The following is a 21,239-nucleotide window of genomic DNA, read 5'->3' as shown; positions in this document are numbered from 1 at the left end:
TGATTTATTCAACAAAGCCCTATCTTGCCAAAGTCGCTAGTCGCTTGTTTGCCTTAGCTTTAGATTTTATGCTTATGGAGGCGGTTTGATTTTCATCCGATACTTTTTCTAGCACTGGCACCACAGAGGAAATGGACTTTTCTTTTGAAATTTTGGATGCACCTGAAGAAAGTGGGCTTTCAGATGGTATAGAGGTATCGCTTCCCTCATTTTCAATCTTCACACCAAAGCAGGCATGTTCCTTTTGTACAAGGAAGGTTTCTTTTACAGAAACAGAATCCTGCTTTGAATTATCTAATTGTAGAGGTGTTAAATACTCCTTAAACTTTTGATCTAAGACATTCTCTAGCAATACATTAATAGGAGGCTTAGGTTCAGTATCTATAGTATTTCCATCATTCAGAAACCTATTAAGATCTGCAAGTGTTAATCTTTCGTTTAAACCATTTATAAAATTTGCCAAGTCAGGAAATAAATTATTTAATACCAACCCGGTACTAATAGCCGACCTAATTAAATCCAGTTGGTCACCCCTATGACAAAGTTCTGTTTTTTTCAAGAAACTATAAACATAGGGTGCTTTTCTTTCGGATATCCAGAAAGACCGGATCTGAATCCGGTCGTTATCTGCCTTATTTGAGATAGGGTATTTAGCCATGTTCTAGCTCATTATTCTGAATAAATAGTATCAGCAATTGCCAAAGATAATGCGAACTGCGGATTGTCTACCATGATAACTTTAGCCGTTTCAAAATGTTTACGAATAGCTGTTTCGATGAGATATGAACCTCCCCCAACAAGGAAAACATTATGAGGCCTCTCTTCGACTTGTGTAACCGCTCTGATTACTTTACTTTGCAACTTCTGTACCGCAGAGTTTACCGCATCAAAAACACCGTCACGCTTGTCCTCTGCAACCTTCAAAGCTGATTTATCATGACGATTATCAACAAGATGATGAATGTAAGCATTACTCGTATTCAGTTTCTCAGATTCAAGATACCTGCTGATCTCATCGTAAACAATAGAACAACCAATACGGTCAAAACCTTTTACTTTCGAAATCTGTTCTAATTGCCCAGTAATACTTGCAACATCAAGAGTAGTACCACCAAGATCAATTACCAAACTTGATTCAAATGAAGCAATATCCTCAATTTCATCTGCCCGGGTCACAGCTGGTAAAGATTCAGGGAAAACAGTCACAGACAAAACGTTAAAAGAATAGCGTTTACCGTCAAGATAACGCTCTACTGGTTTCATCAGATTATCTTTTTTTCTCTGAATATTTTCAATATTCGTTTCCCCTAAAGCAGTATAGAACTGGCTAAGTGGTAAAGTAACAAAGAGGTGAACATCCTGAGGAACTAAACCAGAAGCATGAAGTGCATGGTGAACATTTAACCGGCTAATTTCATCGTATTGGTGAGATACATCAGTCGATTCCAGTGAGTTACTAGATTCGCTGTGATGCGAAAACCTTTCCAGCCCATCAATAAGATAGTTAAAAGGATTGAGACCCTCATGGCGAACACGGAAATCTGGAACAAAACTATTTTGTGTAAGCAAGGGAACTAATTCGTTTCTTTCATTAAGACAAACCAGTTTTGCAGCTTTACTTCCATCATCGACAACGATTTTTAAAGCTTCAGTGATATCCTGCACTGATGGTGAAACAGGACTTTCAGATTTTAATAGTTCAGCCATAAAAACTCTCTTTTATTAATAGGACCATATTAGATATTAACTTTATACATTAATGGTGACCTATTATCAACATTAACACTATTAAAAAAATACGTAAGTCTATGTTATTTCAGCATCCTTCCATTTTAAATACCTTACCGTTAAATTTCCTGTATTCATGTATTAACCATGTTTATAAAGGAGCCAATTATAATCAGAAAGTTACTTTGCATCCTAAGTATGAACTGTTTGAGAGCCAGGACTGGGGCCTTTACCTGTAAGTAACAAAGGTCCTTAGGCTTAGAATCCAAAATGACGCCTTTTTGTAAAAAAATCATAGTTCGAAATACCGTATCATCGATGTAAACATACGTAGAGGAATTTATGGCAGCTGAGCACGTCCAAACTATAGACCTTACAAACTTCTCCGGAAGGATTTTCTTTCTGGCAGATCCTCATGGACATTACTCTGCGCTGTGCAACTTGATCCAATCAGTTACAAAGCCAGAAGAAGAGATAGTAATTTTCTCTACTGGAAATTTGTTTGACTATGGGCCGGAACCCATAGAATTGATGAAGGCGATAAACAGTGGCTTTTTCGATGGACGTTTTGTGAGGCATTTCTCAGCTGCCGGAGCCGGAGAAGAAATGTTAAAAAAATTGTTACCATTAAACAAAGACCGGAGAACATTTTACCCCAGCACATACCTCAATGAGAGATGGTGTGTAATGGGCGGAAAGTGGCATAAAGCTGTGAATCGTTACTATTTAGAGGAAGAGGTAAAAAAACTTCTTAATACCCAGCTTGGTACGATGATGCAGATTTTACTAAAAGGCGATATAAAAATTGGGGTTTGCCCTTCTGATTACGCCCCTATCCGCACATCATTCACTGATACTTATAATGCGCTTCAAGCATTCAACTATGCCAATGTGAATATTTTTCAGAGCCAGTTTCTATTCGGTATGGACCATGCCGTAATACCAATGATGATAAATGACGTCAACCTTATGGTCCTAGGTAGGAATCCTGTAAACAGCATTCGAAAAGCCCATGGTCGTACTCAAAACAATCTTCCAGTACTGATCGGTAATTGTTTGCATATAAATACTGGATCACTCTATATGTCAAAATTAGAAGACCAGGTAATAGTTGCTCCGGGTATACCGCAAACTGACTCACCAGCACTTACATTAGTAGAAATAATCATGAAGAACAATCCAGTTTTATTGTGTCATCAGCTAATACAAACAACAAACAAGTTTTATTCACTTAAAACCTATCCTTTAGAACTCGATTCGATTGAAAACAACATTGAGGTAACAAGATGAAGATAAATTGGAAGATTATCTCAATTTCAACATTACTTTTGCATCTTCACGCAGCAGCTGCACCACATCAAGAGAAAGAGCATAGAAAAGATGCTTTTTCTTCTGCCGCACAGAAAAGTGATTCACTTATATCTGCTAAAGCGGAGCTTATAAACGGAAGGTGGTTTATAAATGGTAAATATAGGCCTGTTCTAAAGACCAGCATGACCAAAACCAATTTCTTAGAAATCATGAATGTTTCAAATAAAGAATCACTTTTTATTGTGATACCAAAACTTGAGTATAATATCATTGCCAAAAATAAAATCTTACTAAATGAAAAAATTGCATTAAGCGAAGGCACATCCGGAAAAAGCATTGTTTGGGTCGAGCCAAAATCAAGTCTAACTATATCGTTTATAAATGACCTTGCTAATACGCCCCTTCAGGCTATCGTTTCGATCACAAGAAACAACAAAGATATAATTGCCATCTTTGGACCGGATCAGGGTAAAGGGTTTACTCTTCCCGGAAATACGTCTAATGATCAAGTGTCCGTTCCTGACTATTCTGACCTAAATATAAAAAAACTTAACATACCTCAAAGTGTTGGTAATCCAGTAACCATCAATCCTAAAGAGAAGAATTACCTCTTAGTTGGACAAGGAAAATATGAAATCTTATCTCTTCCTAAATATCAACATTTAGTATTTTCTGAACCCGTTTATATTGAGAAAAGAAAAAATATCCTCGGTGGTTATGGTTATTGGACGAAAGAAACAATTCTCTACCCCGGTGAATCATTATCTTTTATAACGAGCGCCAAAAACAATCTAAGGAAGCGGGATGATTAAAGTTATCACACTTTTATTGTTTGCATTACTGACTGGTTGTCAGTCAGTAGAAAGTAAAATCGAAGAACTCCCGACAGTTGGTTTTGACCCTATTCTATACAATAAAAGTGAGGCCTTTACTGACGGAAAAGTTACTTTACGTGTCGAAAGTTCAGGAACTGATGTTTGGCTTGTCGCCAAGAATGGAACCAGAAGTTTTATTGAGCTTTCAGGCCTAACGCTAGGTGGTAGTCGTTGTGCTTACAATGCCCGTAGTAAGCAACTTTTGCCCCCAGGCAGCGTAAGCACATTCGTAGTTCCTACGGTTGGAATGCTTGGACTTTGCTTCAACAATGAAGATCAACTTATGTTTATTAACCGTGCTTTTAGCAGAATCTCTCCCAAAGCAAAAGGAAAAGATTCGCTTTCGCTTTTATTTTCTGTTAGTTACGATTTTCCCGGAAAAGCGGACCTAATTACTAACCACGATTTTCAAGAGTTATATCTTTTATTTTTGAATGAGGATAATCTATGAAACAAACATTAATTGTTATTTTAATATGTTTTTGTCACACGGCTTTAGCATATCCATACCGTATCTATACTGTCCCGGAAGGGGCATTAGTAAAAAACATACTAACTAATGAATATCTAGGAAAAACCCCTGTGGTTGTGGACGTGAGCAATACCGAAGCTGGTTCTACTTTTGGGATTTCATTATTTAGACATGAAAATGTTGCTATAAAGATTTTTACAGTAATGCCTTCAGCAGAAAATAATTTTGCTGTTTCTGGACCTGACGTTGCAACTATGTCATTGCCGGGAAAAGCACCTTTAAACGTAGTAAATGATGGGAATGGCGCTTCTGTTCATATAGAACTAAGACCTTATATGTCTGAACCTGCGCACACCCCATATTAATATAACAAGAAATTAAAAATATAAATCATATGAACTGCATCATAAAGATGCAGTTCAATATTTATTCTGATACTTTTAATTTTTCTTTTATGAACTCCTCTAGTTCCTTAATAAAACCCGCATTTATCCTATTGAATTCAAAGCGAATTTTTCTACCAGTATTGTTTTTACTGATTCTTGCATACTTATCTTTGTTATCAAAAGTAATAAGATCACTTGTTTCCCATTTTGTGGAATAAGTTTTTTCACAAACACTTTCCACAGATTGTGTGATTTTTTCCATTACAACTTTTTGAGCAACCTGGAGATCTCCAATGTCTAAATCTTTTGTTTCCTCTTTAACATTATCTATTACTTCATCTAAAGGAAATAGATTTTTTTGCACATATTTCTGTAAACGAGACAAGCGACTATAATAGGAGTTCGGGATTCCTTCATAATCCGGGAATAAAGAGATCAATGTTTCGTCAATACGGGCCGCCTGGATTCTTTTGGCTACCGATACATGACTAATCCCAAGATATGCTGCGAGTTCTTCATTAGTAGAAAATCCTTTTTCTTCCATTTTTTTGATAAATTGAAACCCAACTTCTCTATATGAAAATTTTCGAGATGTTTGTGCTGCGGATATAATTGAATTTATATCATCTTCGGTTAGTTCATCCGGAAGAACCCACAGGGGGAGATCCTTTTCTGCCTTTATACAGCAGAAACGTCTGCGACTTCCTTCTATTAATAAATAAACCCCATCTCTTTTTACAGCGATCCCTTCGGTATCGACCCCTCTTTCTTCAATCTGCTTAAGAATATCTCTAACAGAATAATCTGTAAGGGCTTCTTGATTTCGTGGGTTCGCTGGATGGACTAAGGTCTCCTTCTCCACTCTCTGGGCTGGAACAATCACATGTTCCGCTTCAAGTCTCCGGCCCTTATGAAGAGTGAATAACTTTTTTATGCGAGGTGCTGTTTTCAAACCCGCAAGACCTGAACGGTGACCGACTTCTGTCCGCTTTGGTGCGTTTAAATATCGAGATTTATCATTCCCGATATGTTGCTCATCGCTCATGCGTTAACTCCTTGCTTAGCTGAAAAACTTTTTATTTCATTTATAAATTGCTGATATACCTGTAATACAGATTCTTCTGCGACATCAAGCTGCTTTGCGGAACAAAGTTCCTCTGATTTTTTGATATCAAGCACTGTACGCCCTTTGGAAGCAGCTGCCTTAAATGCTTCAGAATTTTTTATGTTAGCGGACATCAAAAGGTCCTGAACAGTTCTGATTAATTTATCCAAAACTATTCTTTCATATGGACTTTTGTCATCTACATTGACAGCAAGAACTTTGAACCATTTTAAATTGTCGCCCTTACTTGGTGATTGTTTAAACCTTTCACTTATTGTAAGCATGAAGTCTGTAGTAGAGGCGTAATCATATTCACGTGGTGACACTGCGACAAGAATCCCATCGGCCGCTTCGTCAGCAGCCCAGATCAAAGGTGAATCTTCAGGTGGAGTGTCTATAATAATCAAATCATAGTTCTGCTTCAGTACCGGTAAGATAACTTCCTTGAAACGTAGTAACAAAGACGTACGTTCTTCTCTAGAACATTGCCAGTATTTATCTTTAAAACGAGCATCTGTCGGAAAAGCCGTTATTACGTCCAAGTTTGGCAGATGCGTTGAAAAAGGCATATTAGTGATGATTTCTTCTTCAGAGAATCCTGAATCTAAATATTTTTTATACTCAGAATTTTCTTCATAAATTCCAAGGATTGCATCAATTGCTGTAAGGAAGACATCATCTTCTGAGACACTTTGAATCATGCTGCTTCCAATCGAACCTTGTGGGTCCCATTCGATCATTAATACACGTGCATTGAGTTGTAGATCTAAAGCAGCTGCTACTGCTAAAGCTACAGATGTAGTGCTTTTCCCTGTACCGCCTTTATGATTCTGAGTAACAATAGCTCTGCTAAAGTAATGATCGCGGTACTTGGGATAACCCAGGGCATCCATTATTTTTTGAACATCCCAGCGGGTGTAAAGATGATTTTTGTTTTGATAAATAGGTGCACCAACAAGTTCTTTTTCTTCTAAGTCCGAAAGTATTTTATTGAACGTTACTCGTGACTTCCCAAAAAAATCAGAGAGATTTTTTTTATTCAAACAGTGGTTATAGATCAGTCTATCAACACCATCAACACTATCATCAGAAACAGATACTCTTGATGAAGCCATCAGAGATTCCTTTAGAGAAATCTGCTCGCTTTTCATGCGCTGACCAACGAGGGCGATCTTTTCAAGTAAATTCATGGTTATGACCTTTTTGCACTGAAAACCGACTTTTACGCATATATGTAAACTTTACGTATAATGCGTCCATTTCCTTGTTATGCGTACAATTCTATCCTTAGTTTCAATCTTAAGCTAATGTTTGTTTACTTTTTTATGATTTTTTGTGAGCTTAACTTGCAGATGTGAGCTCAGACTCTCTAGTCCATACCTAATGCACAACCTGTTTAAACCACGATTCTTGTCTCCTTCTCTACGCTTTGAAGTTAAGAGCTCCATTAATGAATCTTCACGCCTACCCTATTTCTTGCTTAGACCCTAAAATCTATCTCACCGGTGTGCTGATATACGTTTCCTAACTGTGAACCGTTGTCGTCAGTCCAGTCTAAAGATATGAGGTGTTAATCTCTTGAGGAGGCACACTACGAATTATGGGAGCAGAGTTAGCAACCTCACCCCGAAATGAAACCCAACTTAAGGAGGCAACCCCAGTGTGGAGATTAAGGGGGTTAAATCTGCCAGCGGCTGACAGTGTCCCAGCTGCTGCTCAGTCACACCACGCCCTGATTTAATCCCCTGCCCGGTATTGTAATGACCGAAAAAAACCCGTGCACTGGTGTCGGCAGACCGGCATGCATGAATATGACGTTAATCTGTATCAGCAGGCACTTTTCGCATAATGGGAGCAAGTGATAGCAACGCCGCCCAGAACGGAATGCCAACATCAGGACTGAACCCAAGTTTGGCGATTAAGGGGGTTAAATTTGCAAGCGGATGACAGTGCCCCCAGCTGCTGCTCAGTCACACCACGCTTGATTAAATCTCTCGCCAGGTCTTGTTTTGACCGAAAATAGCCCAAGCACTGATGTCGGCAGACTGGCATATAGGAATATGACGTTAATCTGTATCAGCAGGTACATTTCGCATTATGTGAGCAAGTGATAGCAACCCAGCCCGGAACTGAAGGCCAGCATGAGGACAGAACCCCAGTTTGGCGATTAAGGGGGTTAAATCTCACAGCGGCTGACAGTGCCTTCAGATGCTGCTCAGGCATACTACTCTCCCTGATATAATCTCCCATATGTTCTTGAGATCGTCGGAAATCGCCCATGCACCGGTGTCGGCAGACCGGTATGCAGTAATGTGAATTTAATCTGCATCATCAAGCACATTTCGTATTATGGAAGTAAGTGTTAGTAAACCAAAGCCCGCCCAGAACGGAAGGTCAACATCAGAACAGAATCCCAGTTTGGCGATTAAGGGTGTTAAATCTGCAAGCTGCTGACAGTGCCCCAGTTGCTGCTCAGTCACACCACGCCCTGATAGAATCTCCTGCCCGGAAATGTGATGACCGAAAAAAGCCCGTGCACTGGTGTCGGCAGACCGGCACGCAGGAATATGACGTTAATCTGTATCAGGAGGCACATTTCGCATTATGGGAGCAAGCGATAGCAACCCAAGCCCAGAACTGAAGGCCAGCATCAGGACAGAACCCCAGTATGGCGATTAAGGGGGTTAAATCCGCCAGTGGCAATAAGATCCCGAGCGGTGTTTAAGAAATATTTCCCGAAGGACAATCTTCCGCTCGTACGATGAATATAGTGTTCAACCCGGGAGAGGGATCACTTAACCTGCTTAGCCTAAATCTTACGTCATTCTCTAAACGGAGTTTAAGCTTAATGGTCCTGAGAAAGTTAAAAGGACTACCCATAATGACGGTTTGAGATGGCGAATAAGGGTTTTTTCTGCCAGCGGCTGACATTGCCCCAGCTTCTGCTCAGTCACACCACGCCTGATTAAATCTTCCGCCAGGTCTTGTTATGACCGAAAATTGTCCGTGCACTAGAGTCGTAAGACCTGCATACAGGAATGAGGCGTAAATCTTTATCAGGTGGCAAGGTTCGCATCATGGGAGCAAGGGTCTTGAACTGGAGGTTAACATCATAAAATCCCAGATTGGCGATTAAGGGTGTTAAATCTGACAGCGACTGAAAGTGCCTTCAGATGCTGCTCAGGTATATTACACCCTGAAAAAATCAAGCATCTGTGCTTGCGAATATCGGAAAAGGCCATGCACCGGTGTCGGCAGACCGGCATGGGCAATGAGACGTTAATCTGTATCAGCTGGCGCATTTCGTATCATGGGAACAAGTGTTAGCAACCCTCTCCAGGACGGAAGGACACTATCAGGACTGATCCCAGTTTGGCGATTAAGGGGGTTAAATCTGCCAGCGGCTGACAGTGCCTTCTGATGCTGCTCAGACATACTATGCACAGATATAATCACCCGTCCGTCCTTGTGATTATCGGAAAAGGCCATGCACCGGAGTCGGCAGACCGGTATGCAGTGATGTGACTTTAATCTTTATCAGCAGGCGCATTTCGTATTAAGGGAGCAAGTGTTAGCAACCCTGCCCAGGACGGAAGGACACTATCAGGACTGAACGCCAGTTTGGCGATTAAGGGGGTTAAATCTGCCAGTGGCTGACAGTGCCTTCTGATGCTGCTCAGACATACTATGCACAGATATAATCACCCGTCCGTCCTTGTGATTATCGGAAAAGGCCATGCACCGGAGTCGGCAAACCGGTATGCAGTGATGTGACTTTAATCTTTATCAGCAGGCGCATTTCGTATTAAGGGAGCCAGTGTTAGCAACCCTGCCCAGGACGGAAGGACACTATCAGGACTGAACGCCAGTTTGGCGATTAAGGGGGTTAAATCTGCAAGCGGATGACAGTGCCCCAGCTGCTGCTCAGTCACACCACGTCCTGATAAAATCTCCTGCCCGGTAATGTGATGACCGAAAAAAGCCCGTGCACTGGTGTCGGCAGACCGGCACGCAGGAATATGACGTTAATCTGTATCAGCAGGTACATCTCGCATTAGGGAGCAAGTGATAGCAACCCCGCCCAGAACTGAAGGCCAGCATGAGGACAGAACCCCAGTTTGGCGATTAAGGGGGTTAAATCCGGCAGCGTGAGTAAGTGCCCGTGCTGTGTTAAAGAAATATTCCCTAAGGACAATCTTCCGCTCGGCCTTTTGTATAAAGTTGTCACCCCGGGAGCGGGGATCACTTTACCTGCTTAGCCTAAATCTTACGTCAATCGCTATCCGGAATTTTAGCTTAATGGTCCTGAGTAAGTTAAAAGGGCTACCCATAATGACGTCCCCAGATGGTGATAAAGGAGTTAATTCCGCCTTCGGCTTACAGTGCCGCAGCTGCTGCTCAGCAACACCACGCCCTGATTAAATCTCCCGCCTGTCCTTGTGATGACCAAAAATAGTCCGTGCACTGGCGTCGTAAGACCGGCATACAGGAATGAGGCGTTAATCTTTATTAGGTGGCAGGATTCGCATCATGGGAGCAAGGGCCCTAGAACTGTAGACTAACATTAGAAAATCACAGTTTGGCGATAAAGGGGGTTAAATAAGTTAAAAGTCTTCGGTGAGCAAATTGGATAAATTTTCAGAAACCAAACCGTTAATAATAAACTTTTAGAAGAATGATTAAAGGATATTAAGTTTTGTATGCAAAATGACACCAGTGATCTGTTTTCACTAATAATGCCGCGCTACTTTGATTACCTTTGGTAAACAAAAATGTAATTTACGTGATTTTCATCTTATAATGTCAGTATTGAAGTTATAAATTTTGTTTACTTAATGCGTACACAACCTAACTGCGATTTGTATTTATGTCACTGTTTTTACACCACATTAATTATAAAACCAAAATTTGCAGCACAGTGATGAACTCATTAAGTCACAACCTCATTTGTTTACTTAAGGCATACAATAAAAAACCAGATTCTTATGAGACATCTGGTTTAATTATTTTTGCTTGAAGATATTTACTCTACGCGGCCAAACCCGCTGCTACTTCTTGAGCATAGAGAATTTCTATTGCCTCGCCATAGCTACAATTCTCGCGGCTTTGAATTTCCCATAATTTACTCCTGTCAGCACTATCCGTAGTAAAACAAAGCTCCATTTTCCGGTCTACGTATAACCGACAGATCTCTTGGAAGTTTTCGAACCTGACTAACATCTCTGAAAACACCTTTTTGACTGTACGAATATTTTTCATACGTTCATATTCTGCATCTGAAGTAGAAAAATATTTATTAGCCTTCATTGCTTCAATGCTTTCTTTTTCTTGTTTCATGATTATCTTCCAAGGCGAGTTAGCAGTCAGGGCCCGGCCAACAGAAGAAGTAAAATAATCTTCAAACGACTGTGTGATACAGATGCCAGCGCAGTTTGTTTTCCTGAACCTACGCCATGCCGCTTCGAGGAAGGAAGAGAAGAATTGGTTTGATTGATTTCCGGCACCTGATGAATTATCAGGACGAATGTACTCCCATGCTTCATCAAGGATGAACAAGCGACGACGCCCATCTTTTTTGATGAACATTGCATGCTGAGCAGCCTGAATGATAGACATTAATACAACTGTCTGAAGGTGGGGGGTGCCTTTTAGCTCCTCCAGTTCCAAAACAATAAATCTGCTGTCGAAGTTGATTGGAGGCAACGTATCGGTAAACCGGTGCCCATAAATTCCACCTTCGCACCATGCTCCGAGTTGCTCCCCAATATCCTTTATACGTTTGTCTTCATGCTTCTTGCAACGCAGAGCAAAGCCGGTTATTGAACCGGTCCGACCTGATTTTCTGGATTCTTGGTACTCTTCTGCAATAAGCTGAAGCATCACTGATTGTTGATAATCATCGATAAGGCCTTTCTCTGAAGCCATAATTTTTAGCTGATTCAAAACCATTATGGTCTGAGCAACTTTGTCTTTTTCTGCATCGTTTGAAGTTGATTCACCGGTAAATTCAGGTGCTTCGTTAAATACATCGTCGTTAACAGTGATGTCAGTTAGGAAGGCAAAGGGATTTAGGGTGAAGTCAGGGGTTTTACCGAAATCAATAAATTGACTGTTTGTATATTGTTCCGCAATCCCCTGGTAAGAACGGCCCACGTCCACAACAAATACTTGAGCACCGTCAGGATCATCATCTGGGTATTCGTTTTCTAAAAAATGCTTAAATGTTGAGCGATAATGAACGAGGTTATTAGATCGCGGTCCAGCTCCAAGATAGTTATTGATTAGATATGCTGTCCAGAATGACTTCCCTGCACCTGACGTTGCACCAATAACCATGTTATAGCTTGCAGAAGTCTTGAAAATATCAAGTCCCATGAGTTGACCTTCACGAGAAACTAAACTCAGTACTGGTCTATCTGTATTACCTTTCCAGGGCCCAAAGATCGGTGTCATATGAGCCGCTCCGGTGTTGCTCACTACTTCGGAACGGTCAAGGTCGAAAATTGTCTTTGGGTCATTGCACATTGGCAGACATGACATAAATGACGGGAAAACGATAAAGGAATCATCTGCTACTTTGACCCGGCTTTCGAGGTAAAAGGATTTGAGATCGTTAGCTGCTGTCTGCACAGAATTGGCATTACTACCCATAACAGTGAAAGTAAGATACCCTCTTAAAAGCTTTGCGCCATCCTCAAGCTCGCGAGTTACGGCCATGTAGTCATTATCCATATCCCGCAGGCGAGGGCAGAATGTGACAACTGAAGGTATACTTGCCTGTTTATTAGTGATTGCTTTGTAGCGGACGTTTTCTTTTGACAACTTGAGCGGATCGGCAAACTGAACAGTCTGAGTGATCATAAATGGGCTGAAAATTGTCTTACGTCCATGCATCCAGTTAACTACTAACTCATACATACAACCGAAATTGACGTATTCAGGAAACTTTACAACGGAAAGTTGTTTGAAGTAACGATGCTCAGATTCGTCGTCACTTTGTGTGACTGATGAGAAATGATTTTCTGTGACTGTATACTTACGGCCGGGAACGTTAACTTGTTCATTAAGCCTTTTCATAGTGTTAACGTCTATGAAACCTTCAGCCCACCGGGAGTTCTTTCCGGGGTTTACGACCTTATCTATACAATAGAGCCAGTTTTCTGCATCGACCTTAAACGGATGCAATCCAATCGTAATTAACTTACTTACAAGTTCAGAGTAAAGTGAATCGATACGCGAATGTTCCAGCTCGGTAGGAAGGGCAGACTGTAAAGGAATCGATAGCGAGATCCATACCTGAAAATCCCTCAACATAAGGTTATCATGATCAGGTTTTAAAGGCTTATGCATACTTCTGTCGTAGTAGTCCAACTGATAACCATTAAGCAGATCTGCTTTAAGCTTATCGTTCCCAGTCATACGCCCACCTCGCACAGCTGACCAAGCACTAAGCTGTAAAGTCAGGTCTGGCAATGCAGTCAGAGATATTTGACAGACAGTATCTGTAGGGAAATCCATTTTGAACATTTCAGCAAGAACATCTTGCTGATTATCAAAAACTCCAGGGGATGGATTACAGATAAACATAAACCCTAATCTGTTGCCATCAATCAAAAAATAGTGAGTCCCTGCTAATTGATCGTAAACAGGGATAAACCCACCTAATTGATGGCGATTTAAACCGCTATTGTAATTATTGATAGCTTCCATATTTGACCTTACAGTTGTCTAACAATGCCGTTCGAAGAGACAGCTTTAGTTGCTTTTTGTTGCTGCTGCATATTTTCCCGGGCCGCATCCTGTACTTCTAAAGGAACTATGCGAGCTGGGTTTGAGGTCGAATTCTTGCCAGCAATCCATGTTTGCGGTTTTACGTTGACATAAACGTAGCCGGGAAGATTAAGCGCATCGTTATCATCGGTATAAGGTGCAAAAGTAATTCTCATTACTTTCCCCTGTTGCAGAACAGCAAGTGGTTCAGGAGCCACTACAGCTTGTTTATAACCTTGCGAACGGTATTGCTGGATCTGCCCAGGGTTGAGAGTCGGGTTAACGGGCTGGCCATTGTAAAGAGAGTACATATCCTTACCAGGGCTGATATCAGAATTAGGTGCAACGTAGCGTGGGGCATTTCCAGCAGAAACCGGATAGCTTGTTTGTTTAACGACTTCCGCAGCCGGATGAACGAAAGGGTTACCAGTTGAAGAGGCAGTGCTATAACTGCTAGTCATCCTTACGTTTGAATTAACCGGTACACCAGAAATAGGCCGTGGTCCAATGGATGAAGTAGGGGCACCCATTTTTAAAGTTTTATCGTACATGACAGGTAACTGACCAACTGGCTTAATTTCGGTTTTTGAATAAGCCACAGGCTGATTTTTAAGGGTAGTAGACTGTGGATATTTGACTTCCCCTGGAGGGCTAATTTCAGTTGGATAACGGCTGTCATTGACAGCCGATTTCTCCTTTCCCGATTCCGACTCTTCCCCCGCCAGTGCAGACAGATCATCTCGATTATTAGTTAACTCCATAACTTCGCGAGGACCTTTACAGATAACGCCCTTTTCAATGCCTGGACATTCGGATTCGGAACTACCGATGGAGCACCCCGTAAGATATGAGGATGTACCTACAACCAGAGCACTGAGTACCAATCTTTTGATGTTCATAAACTAGCCTTAATTTGTCTCAAATGGATTTTTTAAGAGAGGTTCAACGCTTTGGTTCAACCAGTAGTCGAAATCTTTTGGAATGCCATTACCAGCCAAACCATCCTGTCTGACAACTGAAGGTACACCCTGCAATTTATAAATTCCTGCGAGCATCAATGACGCTACCAAAGGTTCCGCCGGACATTCTTCTGCTTCTTTTTGAGAGAGCAATCTTTTTTCAATGTCGGATTTGCTTCCCATTAGCCAACGAAGAATATCGAGGTTGTTTATTTTTCCTTTTTCTTTACTACACCAGAGCCTTCTAAGCTCTTCTTTTGGCTCACCGGGTGAGGGAACTAAAACAATATCTATCCGATACTTGTCCCGATCTGCATAGAATTTCTTAACAAGTTCCATGCAACCGTCACAATCAAGTGTTATGAAAATGGCTGCTTGTCTTTTAAGCTTTGAATTTCCCAGAGGAATGGACGCTACAGTTTCCAGAGGGAAGGGGGCCTCATCAAGACTAATAAAATAGGAATTCCTGATTTCTTCTACAGTCAGAACAGGTTTACGTTTAATTACATCAACAAGGCTTCCCCCAGTAAGGGAGTATCGGCCATCGGTCGTTACTGCCATTAGCTGCGAACGTTCGTCCTGAAAGAGGTATAGCCCACCAGAAGGAATGTATATGGCATCCTTAGGTTTATATCCTTTCATTTTTGATAACACACCCGAGATCTGACTGGGTGAAACGCCACCTTCCTTTGCCTTTGCCATTAACGCAGCAGCATCACTATTAGTTAGGACCTGCTCTGAAGCATAAGTGACCGTATTCGCCATAATGGCGAAAGCCGCCATTAAAGGGAAAAGTAACTTTTTCACTATTGGGTGCCCTCTACTTCTTTGCATTATAAGAACTTGATTGTACCGCTTCAGAGCTATCTTCAAGTTCCATATAAGTGACGATTTCAACACTATCCGGTACAGTAACGGCAAGCGTTGCATCAATAATTAAATAGCCACGGTCACGGTAGATCTTCATTAATGTTCTGAAATATTCTTCGAATTGAGATCTATCATTGTCAGCAGTACGGCCTCCGTGATGCTTGAAAAATTCCTTACGTAATTCAGGCATGTCAAGCACTGCAATCTTGTACGAAGGCTGGGATTGTTTATTGAAGTAATCGTAAACATTCATAAAGCCTTTATAACCATAAATAATGACCAATACGGCAAAGGCGAAGAAAAATAAATACTTCAATATTTTTTCAATATCAATTTCGAAGGTAATTTTTTTTGTTGTCCTTTCTCGCACCATTTTTTTAGTGATTTCAGGTCCAGCTGATTCAGGCGATTCTTTTTTTTCTAAACTATCCATTTAAACCTCAGCGACTGGTCAGATTCGTTGGAATTGTAGTTCCGGTCTGAACGACAAATGTAATAGCTCGGCCAGGGCTAATTTCTACGATTGGCCACTGTTGTTCTGCAATTGCGGTGTAGTAATCGACGAGTCGATTAAGACCACCTTGAGCTGCACCAGCCCCGGCTAATGCCCCAAGTGCACCAAAATTAGGGGACTGATACTGAGCCTGTGAATTAGGGTCGATGTTAAGTGAAGATACCTTACTGGGACTTAAGCTACCGGCAAGTGAAGAAAGTCCACCGGCAAATGCAGCTCCTGCAATTGCGTTACCATTTCGGCTGATAAGCGTGCCTCGGATCCCATTTTTTCCGTCATTTTCACTTACAGCATATGCTTCCAGTTTTACGTCAAAAGCTTTCCCTTTTGAATTAACACAAGAGATAGAAGTGGCACGTATGTAAGCACGCTGTGACGCCAGATCACCAACAGCTGAACCCAGAAGGTTACAGTCACGCAAATCCATGGTGAAATTATTGGGCATGATGACATCTTTTTTAATACGCATCGTTACTGGCATTGGTTCTGATTTGGAAGAAAGGCTTGTAGGCGCTTCAAGCCCGGTAATCAGAACACCAGTGATAATAGATGTTGCCGGAAGAAACATTTCATCTTTTCGGGCAGCATGCCGCGCTTTGCTATCAACTGGCGCAGTACCATCACCTCGTACAGTCCGAGTTGGCGCTTTATCTCCTGCAATGACCTCTCTGCCTTCCTTGATTCTGTTTTCAGACACGGGCATAACCTGAATGACACCATCGGTACCATTAGTCTTAATGGAACTTTGTGTGATTGTTCTCATTGGGCTATTACGCGTAGGTGTGATAGAAGCGTAATTAGGGTTTACGCCATTAATCGGCGCATTAGCATTAAGCTGATAAGGAGCTGCCGGTGCCTGCTCATTAATCGTTTTACGCGAACTACCAGCATCCAAGTTACGATTGCCGTTTCGATTTGTCTGCATATCATTAATTTGCTGAGACAGCTGCTGAAGTTGAGAAGTTAAACTTGCAACTTGGGCTTTAGTTTCCTGTTGGGCTTTTTCTGCTTTTTCGCGGTCCTCTTTCGCCGCATTTTGGTCAAGTCGGTTTTGCTTAACCATTTCTTTATATACTTTCTGGCTTTCTTCATTACTCAATTTGTTCATTTGCGAATCATCTAACAACAAATTGGTCTGCATGTCTTTTTTCTGTGTTTTCTTTTCTTTCTTAACTGGTGTGGAAAAAATAGACTGGCTAATAATATAAACAATCACTACCAGCAGAGCGCCAATAACAGAAAGTCTGACGGTCTTATTTTCCCAGGCCTTTTTAATGTCCATGATTAGCTCCACTTGTAGGTTTCTGGAATCGTTTAATTTTTAGATTTCGTTCGCTGTCAGACATCTGAGGAACGATATAGGGTTCACCTGCTCTGGCCCAGTTTTCACGAACAGATGGATGATTCATTTCAGCTTTATCTATCTGGCTCGTTCTAGATATTTCATGTTTGTAATTAGGTTCCAAAACGTTACTTTTGTGATAGTCAAAAGCATTCTCCTCATTAATATTGCCCTCTCCTACAAATTTATCAATAAGAGTTGGATCGTTCATTATTACTGTCTGAACGGGAAAAGCGTTACTGCCATCTTCGATACTAATGGGTGCGTCCGGAACGATTAATACACTCCTTTTTGGTATATATTCTGACCTGTAGTAAAAGCTGGTTAAAGCAAATACGACAAAACCAATCACGGTGGCCCCAAGCAGAGCAGGCAAAGTAACTTTTCCCATATTATTTTCTGATTAGACTTGGTCTGGTTGTAACCCGGGCCTCGCGTTCCTTGAACAATTTATCCCGGACTATGTAAAGCTCTGTTTCTTCTCCCGGTTGCAGGTATGCTTTATCAAATAAAGCACTTGCAATAACGCCTTCTGCCATACACTGCTGATCAGCAACGATTTGACCGTATGGTTTATCGTTTTTCACAAGAATTACATCAATAAGTTCACGTGAGCCAACCAGTCTCTGACCGAGCTTTGCATACATATTAAAGTTACATGGTGACTGCTCTGGCGCAGGAATACGAGAAAGTCGGTCCTGTTGTAAACTGAATCCTGAAGGGACCTCACCAAGAGCCACAGGAGTCAATAAATCAATGATTCTTTGTTTATGATCGTCTTGTTTTGGATCCGTTGGAGCCAGTTCTTCTGACTGGGAGCGGGCCAACATTTCCTCATAGTTTTGCTTATCCAATGAGGTTTCACGTTTGGCTTGCATAGATGGGCTTAAAGATGTAGTAACTGAAATCATCGCACCGGGAACATCAAGCGGTACCAGGGTCAGGTTATAGGTCGATTCAGGTACCTGATCTTCAGACAACATAATCCCGATTGGTTTATCGGTATTAGTTGAAATAAAGACATCGCCACCATTAACAAATATGCTTGCCTCTTCAGCAGGGGTAGAAGTACTGACAGAAGCATTCTTGAAGCTGGTCGATATTCTGTTTTGAAGTCCTCGTGAAACTGGCAGTACCACATTCCCACCAGGCGGCACATTTACACGCTGAACTTCTTTATATCGGTTACGAGCTTCGACATAAAGTTCATCGGCTTTTGACGTGGCGGTCGCATTGGTTGCATTCTGCTGGGAAGAGGTACCTGTTGGTCTCCCATAGCTATCAATTGCACCAGATCGGGTCTGTGCGTCAAATCCGGGGAGACTAGGATTATTTGATAATGCTCCAGTAATAGCGCTTACCGCAGGCGAAGCATTGCTGGCTGGGGAAAGTTGCACGGTAGGGAGATCAGTTGTAGGTTTTTGTCCCTGCGCATTACCGGCTTCACTAAGGTTTGTTTGTGCACCTGACTGTTCAGAACCAGCTTGACCCGGAATAATGGCTTTTGCAGCTCCATTCTGAAATCCGTCAGCACCAACTGGCATTACAACCGGGTTATTAATTGTTGCTGGCAATTGGTATTCTTCAGCGATTACGCAGTTCGAAGTCGTGAGCATGATCAATGCTGTAATTGCGTTGAAGCCTAAGCCCTTTTTTTTAATCATCACTTGTTACCTGTAGACGGTGGCGGATTATCCAGCGTTGCCAGTTGCTCTTTGCCGTTTATCGTAATTTTTTTAATATTCGGTGTTCCGGAATATTGATTTACATATGCAATTCTTGGGCGACCATTTTTCATCCCGAGAACCCATTCATAAGTCCATTTCGATGATTCAGTTTTGTCCGGAACATTTACAAGTCGAGTCGTTTTGGTACCCCAGACATAGACCATGTCATTTTTTGGATCAAAGTAAATATCATTAGGCTTAAAGGTCTGCTCAACACCACGAGCCTGCATGATATTTATCTGCTCCTGTAAAGACTCACTCGTTTTAGCCTGTAGTTCAGGTGAAAGGGCATCGAGGACATAGGCCGTCACAAAGGAAATATTAGTTGGATTAATATTCCCTAAAAGGGTACTAAAAAAGAGAGCCCATTGTGTTTTATAAGATTCCGATGCTTTGTTACCAACAACCGTGATCTCTTCATTCATGTTTGGAGGGGTAACAATCGTCACTGGGTCAGTGAAAAAAAGAATCTTTGCAACCAATAACCCAATGACGGCTATTGAAACAGTATTAATGCGGATAAGTTTTGTATCACGATTAATCAGGGCGCTGTATGTAATTCCAGCACCTGACGCTTCAGCTTGTGGGCTAAATCGTTTTTTAATGTCCAAAAAACGTCCCTTAGCACTTTCATCTTTCTTTACGTATGACTGTTCAAGATCACCGTTTTCATCCTTTTTAGATTTTTTGAAAAAAGGGATGTTAATGCCACTTAGCATTTTCATTCATAGCTCCATCAAGAATACAAATCTCTGATAAATGGATCGTTGAAATAACGGCTACTAAAAACTGCTTTACCTGGCAAAAAACCGAGCCACCAGAGTTTGTGTTTTAGCAATCCTCTTATTCCTGACTCAGCTGCTTTGTTATACGCAATCCAATACACAACCGCTGCTACAACAGAAAACCCGAAGCATTCGAAGATATTCCCAAATGCAACCAGAATGAATGCAAGCCCTAATTTTTTGGCATCCCAAAACAAAATCAGTAGAGGCATGTTGATCCTGAAAGGGAATCTATAGGTATGCTGAGGAACGTCGTTCTGCTTACTCATTAAAAATCCAGAGAGGGGGATGAACCCCCTCATGCATGATTAACAATAAATTACAGCGGTACGCCAGCATCCATAAAGGTGCTGATAATTTTCTCGCCGTTGGCCATTACCAGCATCATGAATAATGAAACCAGTGCCAGGCCCGGGTTAGGCTTAAGGACAGAGAAATATACGCTTGAGATCAACATCGCGGCTGCCAGAATTTTGCCCGGAGCTCCAGTCATACTTTCACTCATGTATGACCAAATATCTCCCAGTGCCCCATCATCTGAACCCGCATATGCCAGACCGCAAAAAAGCACGGTCAGCAGAACAAACAAAATCACTTTTGCGCTTTTTGTTTTAAAAAGTGCAGCCGTGTTAGATTTCTTTTCACTAAGGCCAATATTTAAAGAAAGTTCCATAATTACTCCGTGTAGATTTGAGTTCACGTAAACGCGAATGAATAATACTTTTTTATTCCGATCCTTCCGTTCGCATAAACCCCCTTTTTTTAACGTTTAGCGATTGGTGAATTTTTAAGCAAAGGGCCTAAAGCATAATCTTTGAAAGGTACCAGTGAACGCTTAGTAAAAGTTTGAAAGAGGGGAGGGGGTAAGATTACGTTAAGCTCAATCCTGAAGCTGATGAGACTCCTCAAGCATAAAAGTCACTTTTGATGGTTTGAAAAGCTCTAACTAGATATCGGGCAGGTAACTAAGCTTCATATCTAATCTTTTTTGTTCCCTTATTATCTATCTCTTGATTCTGAGAAGGCCGCATATCACTGTGCTCCCTGGTTCGGCAACTATCAGTTGGAGAAACTACATACAATCCTCGGGCCGGTGCGTCATTCATCTAAATGCCTTTTACACCTCTGGGCGTGAGTGGGACTTTGTCTTGTCCATACGAACATCATTCATTCGAATGCTTTTGGCCAATGCTATTTAAGCAAATGCTTTCTGGCTGAGTCCTTTTGCGAATGAGTCTTTGATATAACTGCATGAATTTTGGGTTGTTTGGTGTACTAACAAAACAAAGGCATTTCTTTGAATGCCATTGGAGTTGTGATGCTTCTGATATTTTTTTGATCTCATATCAAGCACATAGTCCTTCTGATGCCCAATGTCATAGATGTCTTGGACCA

19 protein-coding genes are annotated in these 21,239 nt (G+C 41.4%); 4 read left to right on the top strand and 15 right to left on the bottom strand.

Annotation, left to right across the window (positions count from 1 at the left end):
- Positions 1 to 19: 19 nt before the first annotated feature.
- Both CKK19_RS10210 and parM read right to left on the bottom strand, forming a co-directional pair.
- Entirely contained in the window at positions 20 to 658 is a 639-nt protein-coding gene (locus CKK19_RS10210; RefSeq protein ID WP_012695436.1) for a hypothetical protein, read from the bottom strand.
- Positions 659 to 669: 11 nt separating this feature from the next.
- Positions 670 to 1,707 carry a plasmid segregation protein ParM domain-containing protein gene (gene parM, locus CKK19_RS10205; RefSeq protein ID WP_000818954.1) on the bottom strand — a complete coding sequence of 346 codons (1,038 nt, stop codon included), beginning with the start codon at positions 1,705 to 1,707 and terminating at the stop codon, positions 670 to 672.
- A 363-nt stretch (positions 1,708 to 2,070) separates the two neighbouring features.
- Between parM and CKK19_RS10200 the strand changes: the two genes are divergently transcribed.
- The 4 genes from CKK19_RS10200 to CKK19_RS10185 are packed head-to-tail and all read left to right on the top strand — an operon-like array spanning position 2,071 to position 4,751.
- Complete coding sequence (locus CKK19_RS10200) at positions 2,071 to 3,018, top strand: metallophosphoesterase (RefSeq protein WP_000718595.1); 948 nt, start codon at positions 2,071 to 2,073, stop codon at positions 3,016 to 3,018.
- On the top strand, positions 3,015 to 3,851 hold the full coding sequence (locus CKK19_RS10195) for a hypothetical protein (protein WP_000700976.1): 837 nt from the start codon (positions 3,015 to 3,017) through the stop codon (positions 3,849 to 3,851). Before CKK19_RS10200 ends, CKK19_RS10195 begins: the two co-directional genes overlap by 4 nt.
- Complete coding sequence (locus CKK19_RS10190) at positions 3,844 to 4,365, top strand: hypothetical protein (RefSeq protein WP_000598517.1); 522 nt, start codon at positions 3,844 to 3,846, stop codon at positions 4,363 to 4,365. The genes CKK19_RS10195 and CKK19_RS10190 overlap by 8 nt, the downstream gene beginning before the upstream one ends.
- Positions 4,362 to 4,751 (top strand): hypothetical protein, encoded by a 390-nt coding sequence (locus CKK19_RS10185; RefSeq protein ID WP_000815011.1) that lies wholly within the window; start codon positions 4,362 to 4,364, stop codon positions 4,749 to 4,751. The genes CKK19_RS10190 and CKK19_RS10185 overlap by 4 nt, the downstream gene beginning before the upstream one ends.
- A gap of 61 nt (positions 4,752 to 4,812) precedes the next feature.
- Here CKK19_RS10185 and CKK19_RS10180 read toward each other — a convergent pair whose 3' ends face one another.
- The 13 genes from CKK19_RS10180 to CKK19_RS10120 all read right to left on the bottom strand — a co-directional run bounded on the left by CKK19_RS10180 (position 4,813) and on the right by CKK19_RS10120 (position 20,517).
- Positions 4,813 to 5,817 carry a ParB family protein gene (locus CKK19_RS10180; RefSeq protein WP_001278838.1) on the bottom strand — a complete coding sequence of 335 codons (1,005 nt, stop codon included), beginning with the start codon at positions 5,815 to 5,817 and terminating at the stop codon, positions 4,813 to 4,815.
- Positions 5,814 to 7,067: a ParA family protein gene (locus CKK19_RS10175; RefSeq protein ID WP_001050364.1), complete on the bottom strand. Its 1,254-nt coding sequence runs from the start codon at positions 7,065 to 7,067 to the stop codon at positions 5,814 to 5,816. Before CKK19_RS10175 ends, CKK19_RS10180 begins: the two co-directional genes overlap by 4 nt.
- 1,128 nt (positions 7,068 to 8,195) lie before the next feature.
- Positions 8,196 to 8,357 (bottom strand): hypothetical protein, encoded by a 162-nt coding sequence (locus tag CKK19_RS10170; protein WP_001371949.1) that lies wholly within the window; start codon positions 8,355 to 8,357, stop codon positions 8,196 to 8,198.
- A 2,548-nt stretch (positions 8,358 to 10,905) separates the two neighbouring features.
- Positions 10,906 to 13,587: a TraC family protein gene (locus tag CKK19_RS10165; protein WP_000387412.1), complete on the bottom strand. Its 2,682-nt coding sequence runs from the start codon at positions 13,585 to 13,587 to the stop codon at positions 10,906 to 10,908.
- 8 nt (positions 13,588 to 13,595) lie between these two features.
- The gene (gene trhV, locus CKK19_RS10160) at positions 13,596 to 14,546 is read right to left on the bottom strand and encodes an IncHI-type conjugal transfer lipoprotein TrhV (RefSeq protein ID WP_001022588.1); all 951 of its coding nucleotides are present in this window, start codon (positions 14,544 to 14,546) and stop codon (positions 13,596 to 13,598) included.
- Between the two features lie 9 nt (positions 14,547 to 14,555).
- On the bottom strand, positions 14,556 to 15,308 hold the full coding sequence (htdT, locus tag CKK19_RS10155; RefSeq protein ID WP_182911723.1) for a protein-disulfide isomerase HtdT: 753 nt from the start codon (positions 15,306 to 15,308) through the stop codon (positions 14,556 to 14,558).
- Between the two features lie 118 nt (positions 15,309 to 15,426).
- Positions 15,427 to 15,909: a hypothetical protein gene (locus CKK19_RS10150; protein WP_000377632.1), complete on the bottom strand. Its 483-nt coding sequence runs from the start codon at positions 15,907 to 15,909 to the stop codon at positions 15,427 to 15,429.
- A gap of 7 nt (positions 15,910 to 15,916) precedes the next feature.
- Positions 15,917 to 17,272 (bottom strand): IncHI-type conjugal transfer protein TrhB, encoded by a 1,356-nt coding sequence (trhB, locus tag CKK19_RS10145; protein ID WP_000351841.1) that lies wholly within the window; start codon positions 17,270 to 17,272, stop codon positions 15,917 to 15,919.
- Positions 17,262 to 17,723: a plasmid transfer protein HtdO gene (gene htdO / locus CKK19_RS10140; RefSeq protein ID WP_000521242.1), complete on the bottom strand. Its 462-nt coding sequence runs from the start codon at positions 17,721 to 17,723 to the stop codon at positions 17,262 to 17,264. The genes trhB and htdO overlap by 11 nt, the downstream gene beginning before the upstream one ends.
- Position 17,724: 1 nt before the next feature.
- Positions 17,725 to 18,996, bottom strand: a complete 1,272-nt coding sequence (locus tag CKK19_RS10135; RefSeq protein WP_000592092.1) for a type-F conjugative transfer system secretin TraK — start codon at positions 18,994 to 18,996, stop codon at positions 17,725 to 17,727.
- Positions 18,996 to 19,784 (bottom strand): TraE/TraK family type IV conjugative transfer system protein, encoded by a 789-nt coding sequence (locus CKK19_RS10130; protein WP_000783153.1) that lies wholly within the window; start codon positions 19,782 to 19,784, stop codon positions 18,996 to 18,998. The genes CKK19_RS10135 and CKK19_RS10130 overlap by 1 nt, the downstream gene beginning before the upstream one ends.
- Positions 19,785 to 19,795: 11 nt before the next feature.
- On the bottom strand, positions 19,796 to 20,146 hold the full coding sequence (locus tag CKK19_RS10125) for a type IV conjugative transfer system protein TraL (protein WP_001447770.1): 351 nt from the start codon (positions 20,144 to 20,146) through the stop codon (positions 19,796 to 19,798).
- A 17-nt stretch (positions 20,147 to 20,163) separates the two neighbouring features.
- Entirely contained in the window at positions 20,164 to 20,517 is a 354-nt protein-coding gene (locus tag CKK19_RS10120; protein ID WP_000423602.1) for a hypothetical protein, read from the bottom strand.
- Positions 20,518 to 21,239 lie beyond the last annotated feature (722 nt).

The organism is Enterobacter sp. CCUG 70166 (assembly GCF_020224095.1).
GTDB classification, from domain to species: domain Bacteria; phylum Pseudomonadota; class Gammaproteobacteria; order Enterobacterales; family Enterobacteriaceae; genus Enterobacter; species Enterobacter intestinihominis.
The sequence above is the reverse complement of the archived record's forward strand: the minus strand, read 5'-3'. Positions and strand labels throughout refer to the sequence as shown.

Excerpts from the sequence above, each read along its gene's own strand:
- CKK19_RS10210 (WP_012695436.1), bottom strand. The coding sequence starts at position 658 with ATGGCTAAATACCCTATCTCAAATAAGGCAGATAACGACCGGATTCAG.
- parM (WP_000818954.1), bottom strand. The coding sequence starts at position 1,707 with ATGGCTGAACTATTAAAATCTGAAAGTCCTGTTTCACCATCAGTGCAG.
- CKK19_RS10200 (WP_000718595.1), top strand. The coding sequence starts at position 2,071 with ATGGCAGCTGAGCACGTCCAAACTATAGACCTTACAAACTTCTCCGGA.
- CKK19_RS10195 (WP_000700976.1), top strand. The coding sequence starts at position 3,015 with ATGAAGATAAATTGGAAGATTATCTCAATTTCAACATTACTTTTGCAT.
- CKK19_RS10190 (WP_000598517.1), top strand. The coding sequence starts at position 3,844 with ATGATTAAAGTTATCACACTTTTATTGTTTGCATTACTGACTGGTTGT.
- CKK19_RS10185 (WP_000815011.1), top strand. The coding sequence starts at position 4,362 with ATGAAACAAACATTAATTGTTATTTTAATATGTTTTTGTCACACGGCT.
- CKK19_RS10180 (WP_001278838.1), bottom strand. The coding sequence starts at position 5,817 with ATGAGCGATGAGCAACATATCGGGAATGATAAATCTCGATATTTAAAC.
- CKK19_RS10175 (WP_001050364.1), bottom strand. The coding sequence starts at position 7,067 with ATGAATTTACTTGAAAAGATCGCCCTCGTTGGTCAGCGCATGAAAAGC.
- CKK19_RS10165 (WP_000387412.1), bottom strand. The coding sequence starts at position 13,587 with ATGGAAGCTATCAATAATTACAATAGCGGTTTAAATCGCCATCAATTA.
- trhV (WP_001022588.1), bottom strand. The coding sequence starts at position 14,546 with ATGAACATCAAAAGATTGGTACTCAGTGCTCTGGTTGTAGGTACATCC.
- htdT (WP_182911723.1), bottom strand. The coding sequence starts at position 15,308 with ATGGCAAAGGCAAAGGAAGGTGGCGTTTCACCCAGTCAGATCTCGGGT.
- CKK19_RS10150 (WP_000377632.1), bottom strand. The coding sequence starts at position 15,909 with ATGGATAGTTTAGAAAAAAAAGAATCGCCTGAATCAGCTGGACCTGAA.
- trhB (WP_000351841.1), bottom strand. The coding sequence starts at position 17,272 with ATGGACATTAAAAAGGCCTGGGAAAATAAGACCGTCAGACTTTCTGTT.
- htdO (WP_000521242.1), bottom strand. The coding sequence starts at position 17,723 with ATGGGAAAAGTTACTTTGCCTGCTCTGCTTGGGGCCACCGTGATTGGT.
- CKK19_RS10135 (WP_000592092.1), bottom strand. The coding sequence starts at position 18,996 with ATGATTAAAAAAAAGGGCTTAGGCTTCAACGCAATTACAGCATTGATC.
- CKK19_RS10130 (WP_000783153.1), bottom strand. The coding sequence starts at position 19,784 with ATGAAAATGCTAAGTGGCATTAACATCCCTTTTTTCAAAAAATCTAAA.
- CKK19_RS10125 (WP_001447770.1), bottom strand. The coding sequence starts at position 20,146 with ATGAGGGGGTTCATCCCCCTCTCTGGATTTTTAATGAGTAAGCAGAAC.
- CKK19_RS10120 (WP_000423602.1), bottom strand. The coding sequence starts at position 20,517 with ATGGAACTTTCTTTAAATATTGGCCTTAGTGAAAAGAAATCTAACACG.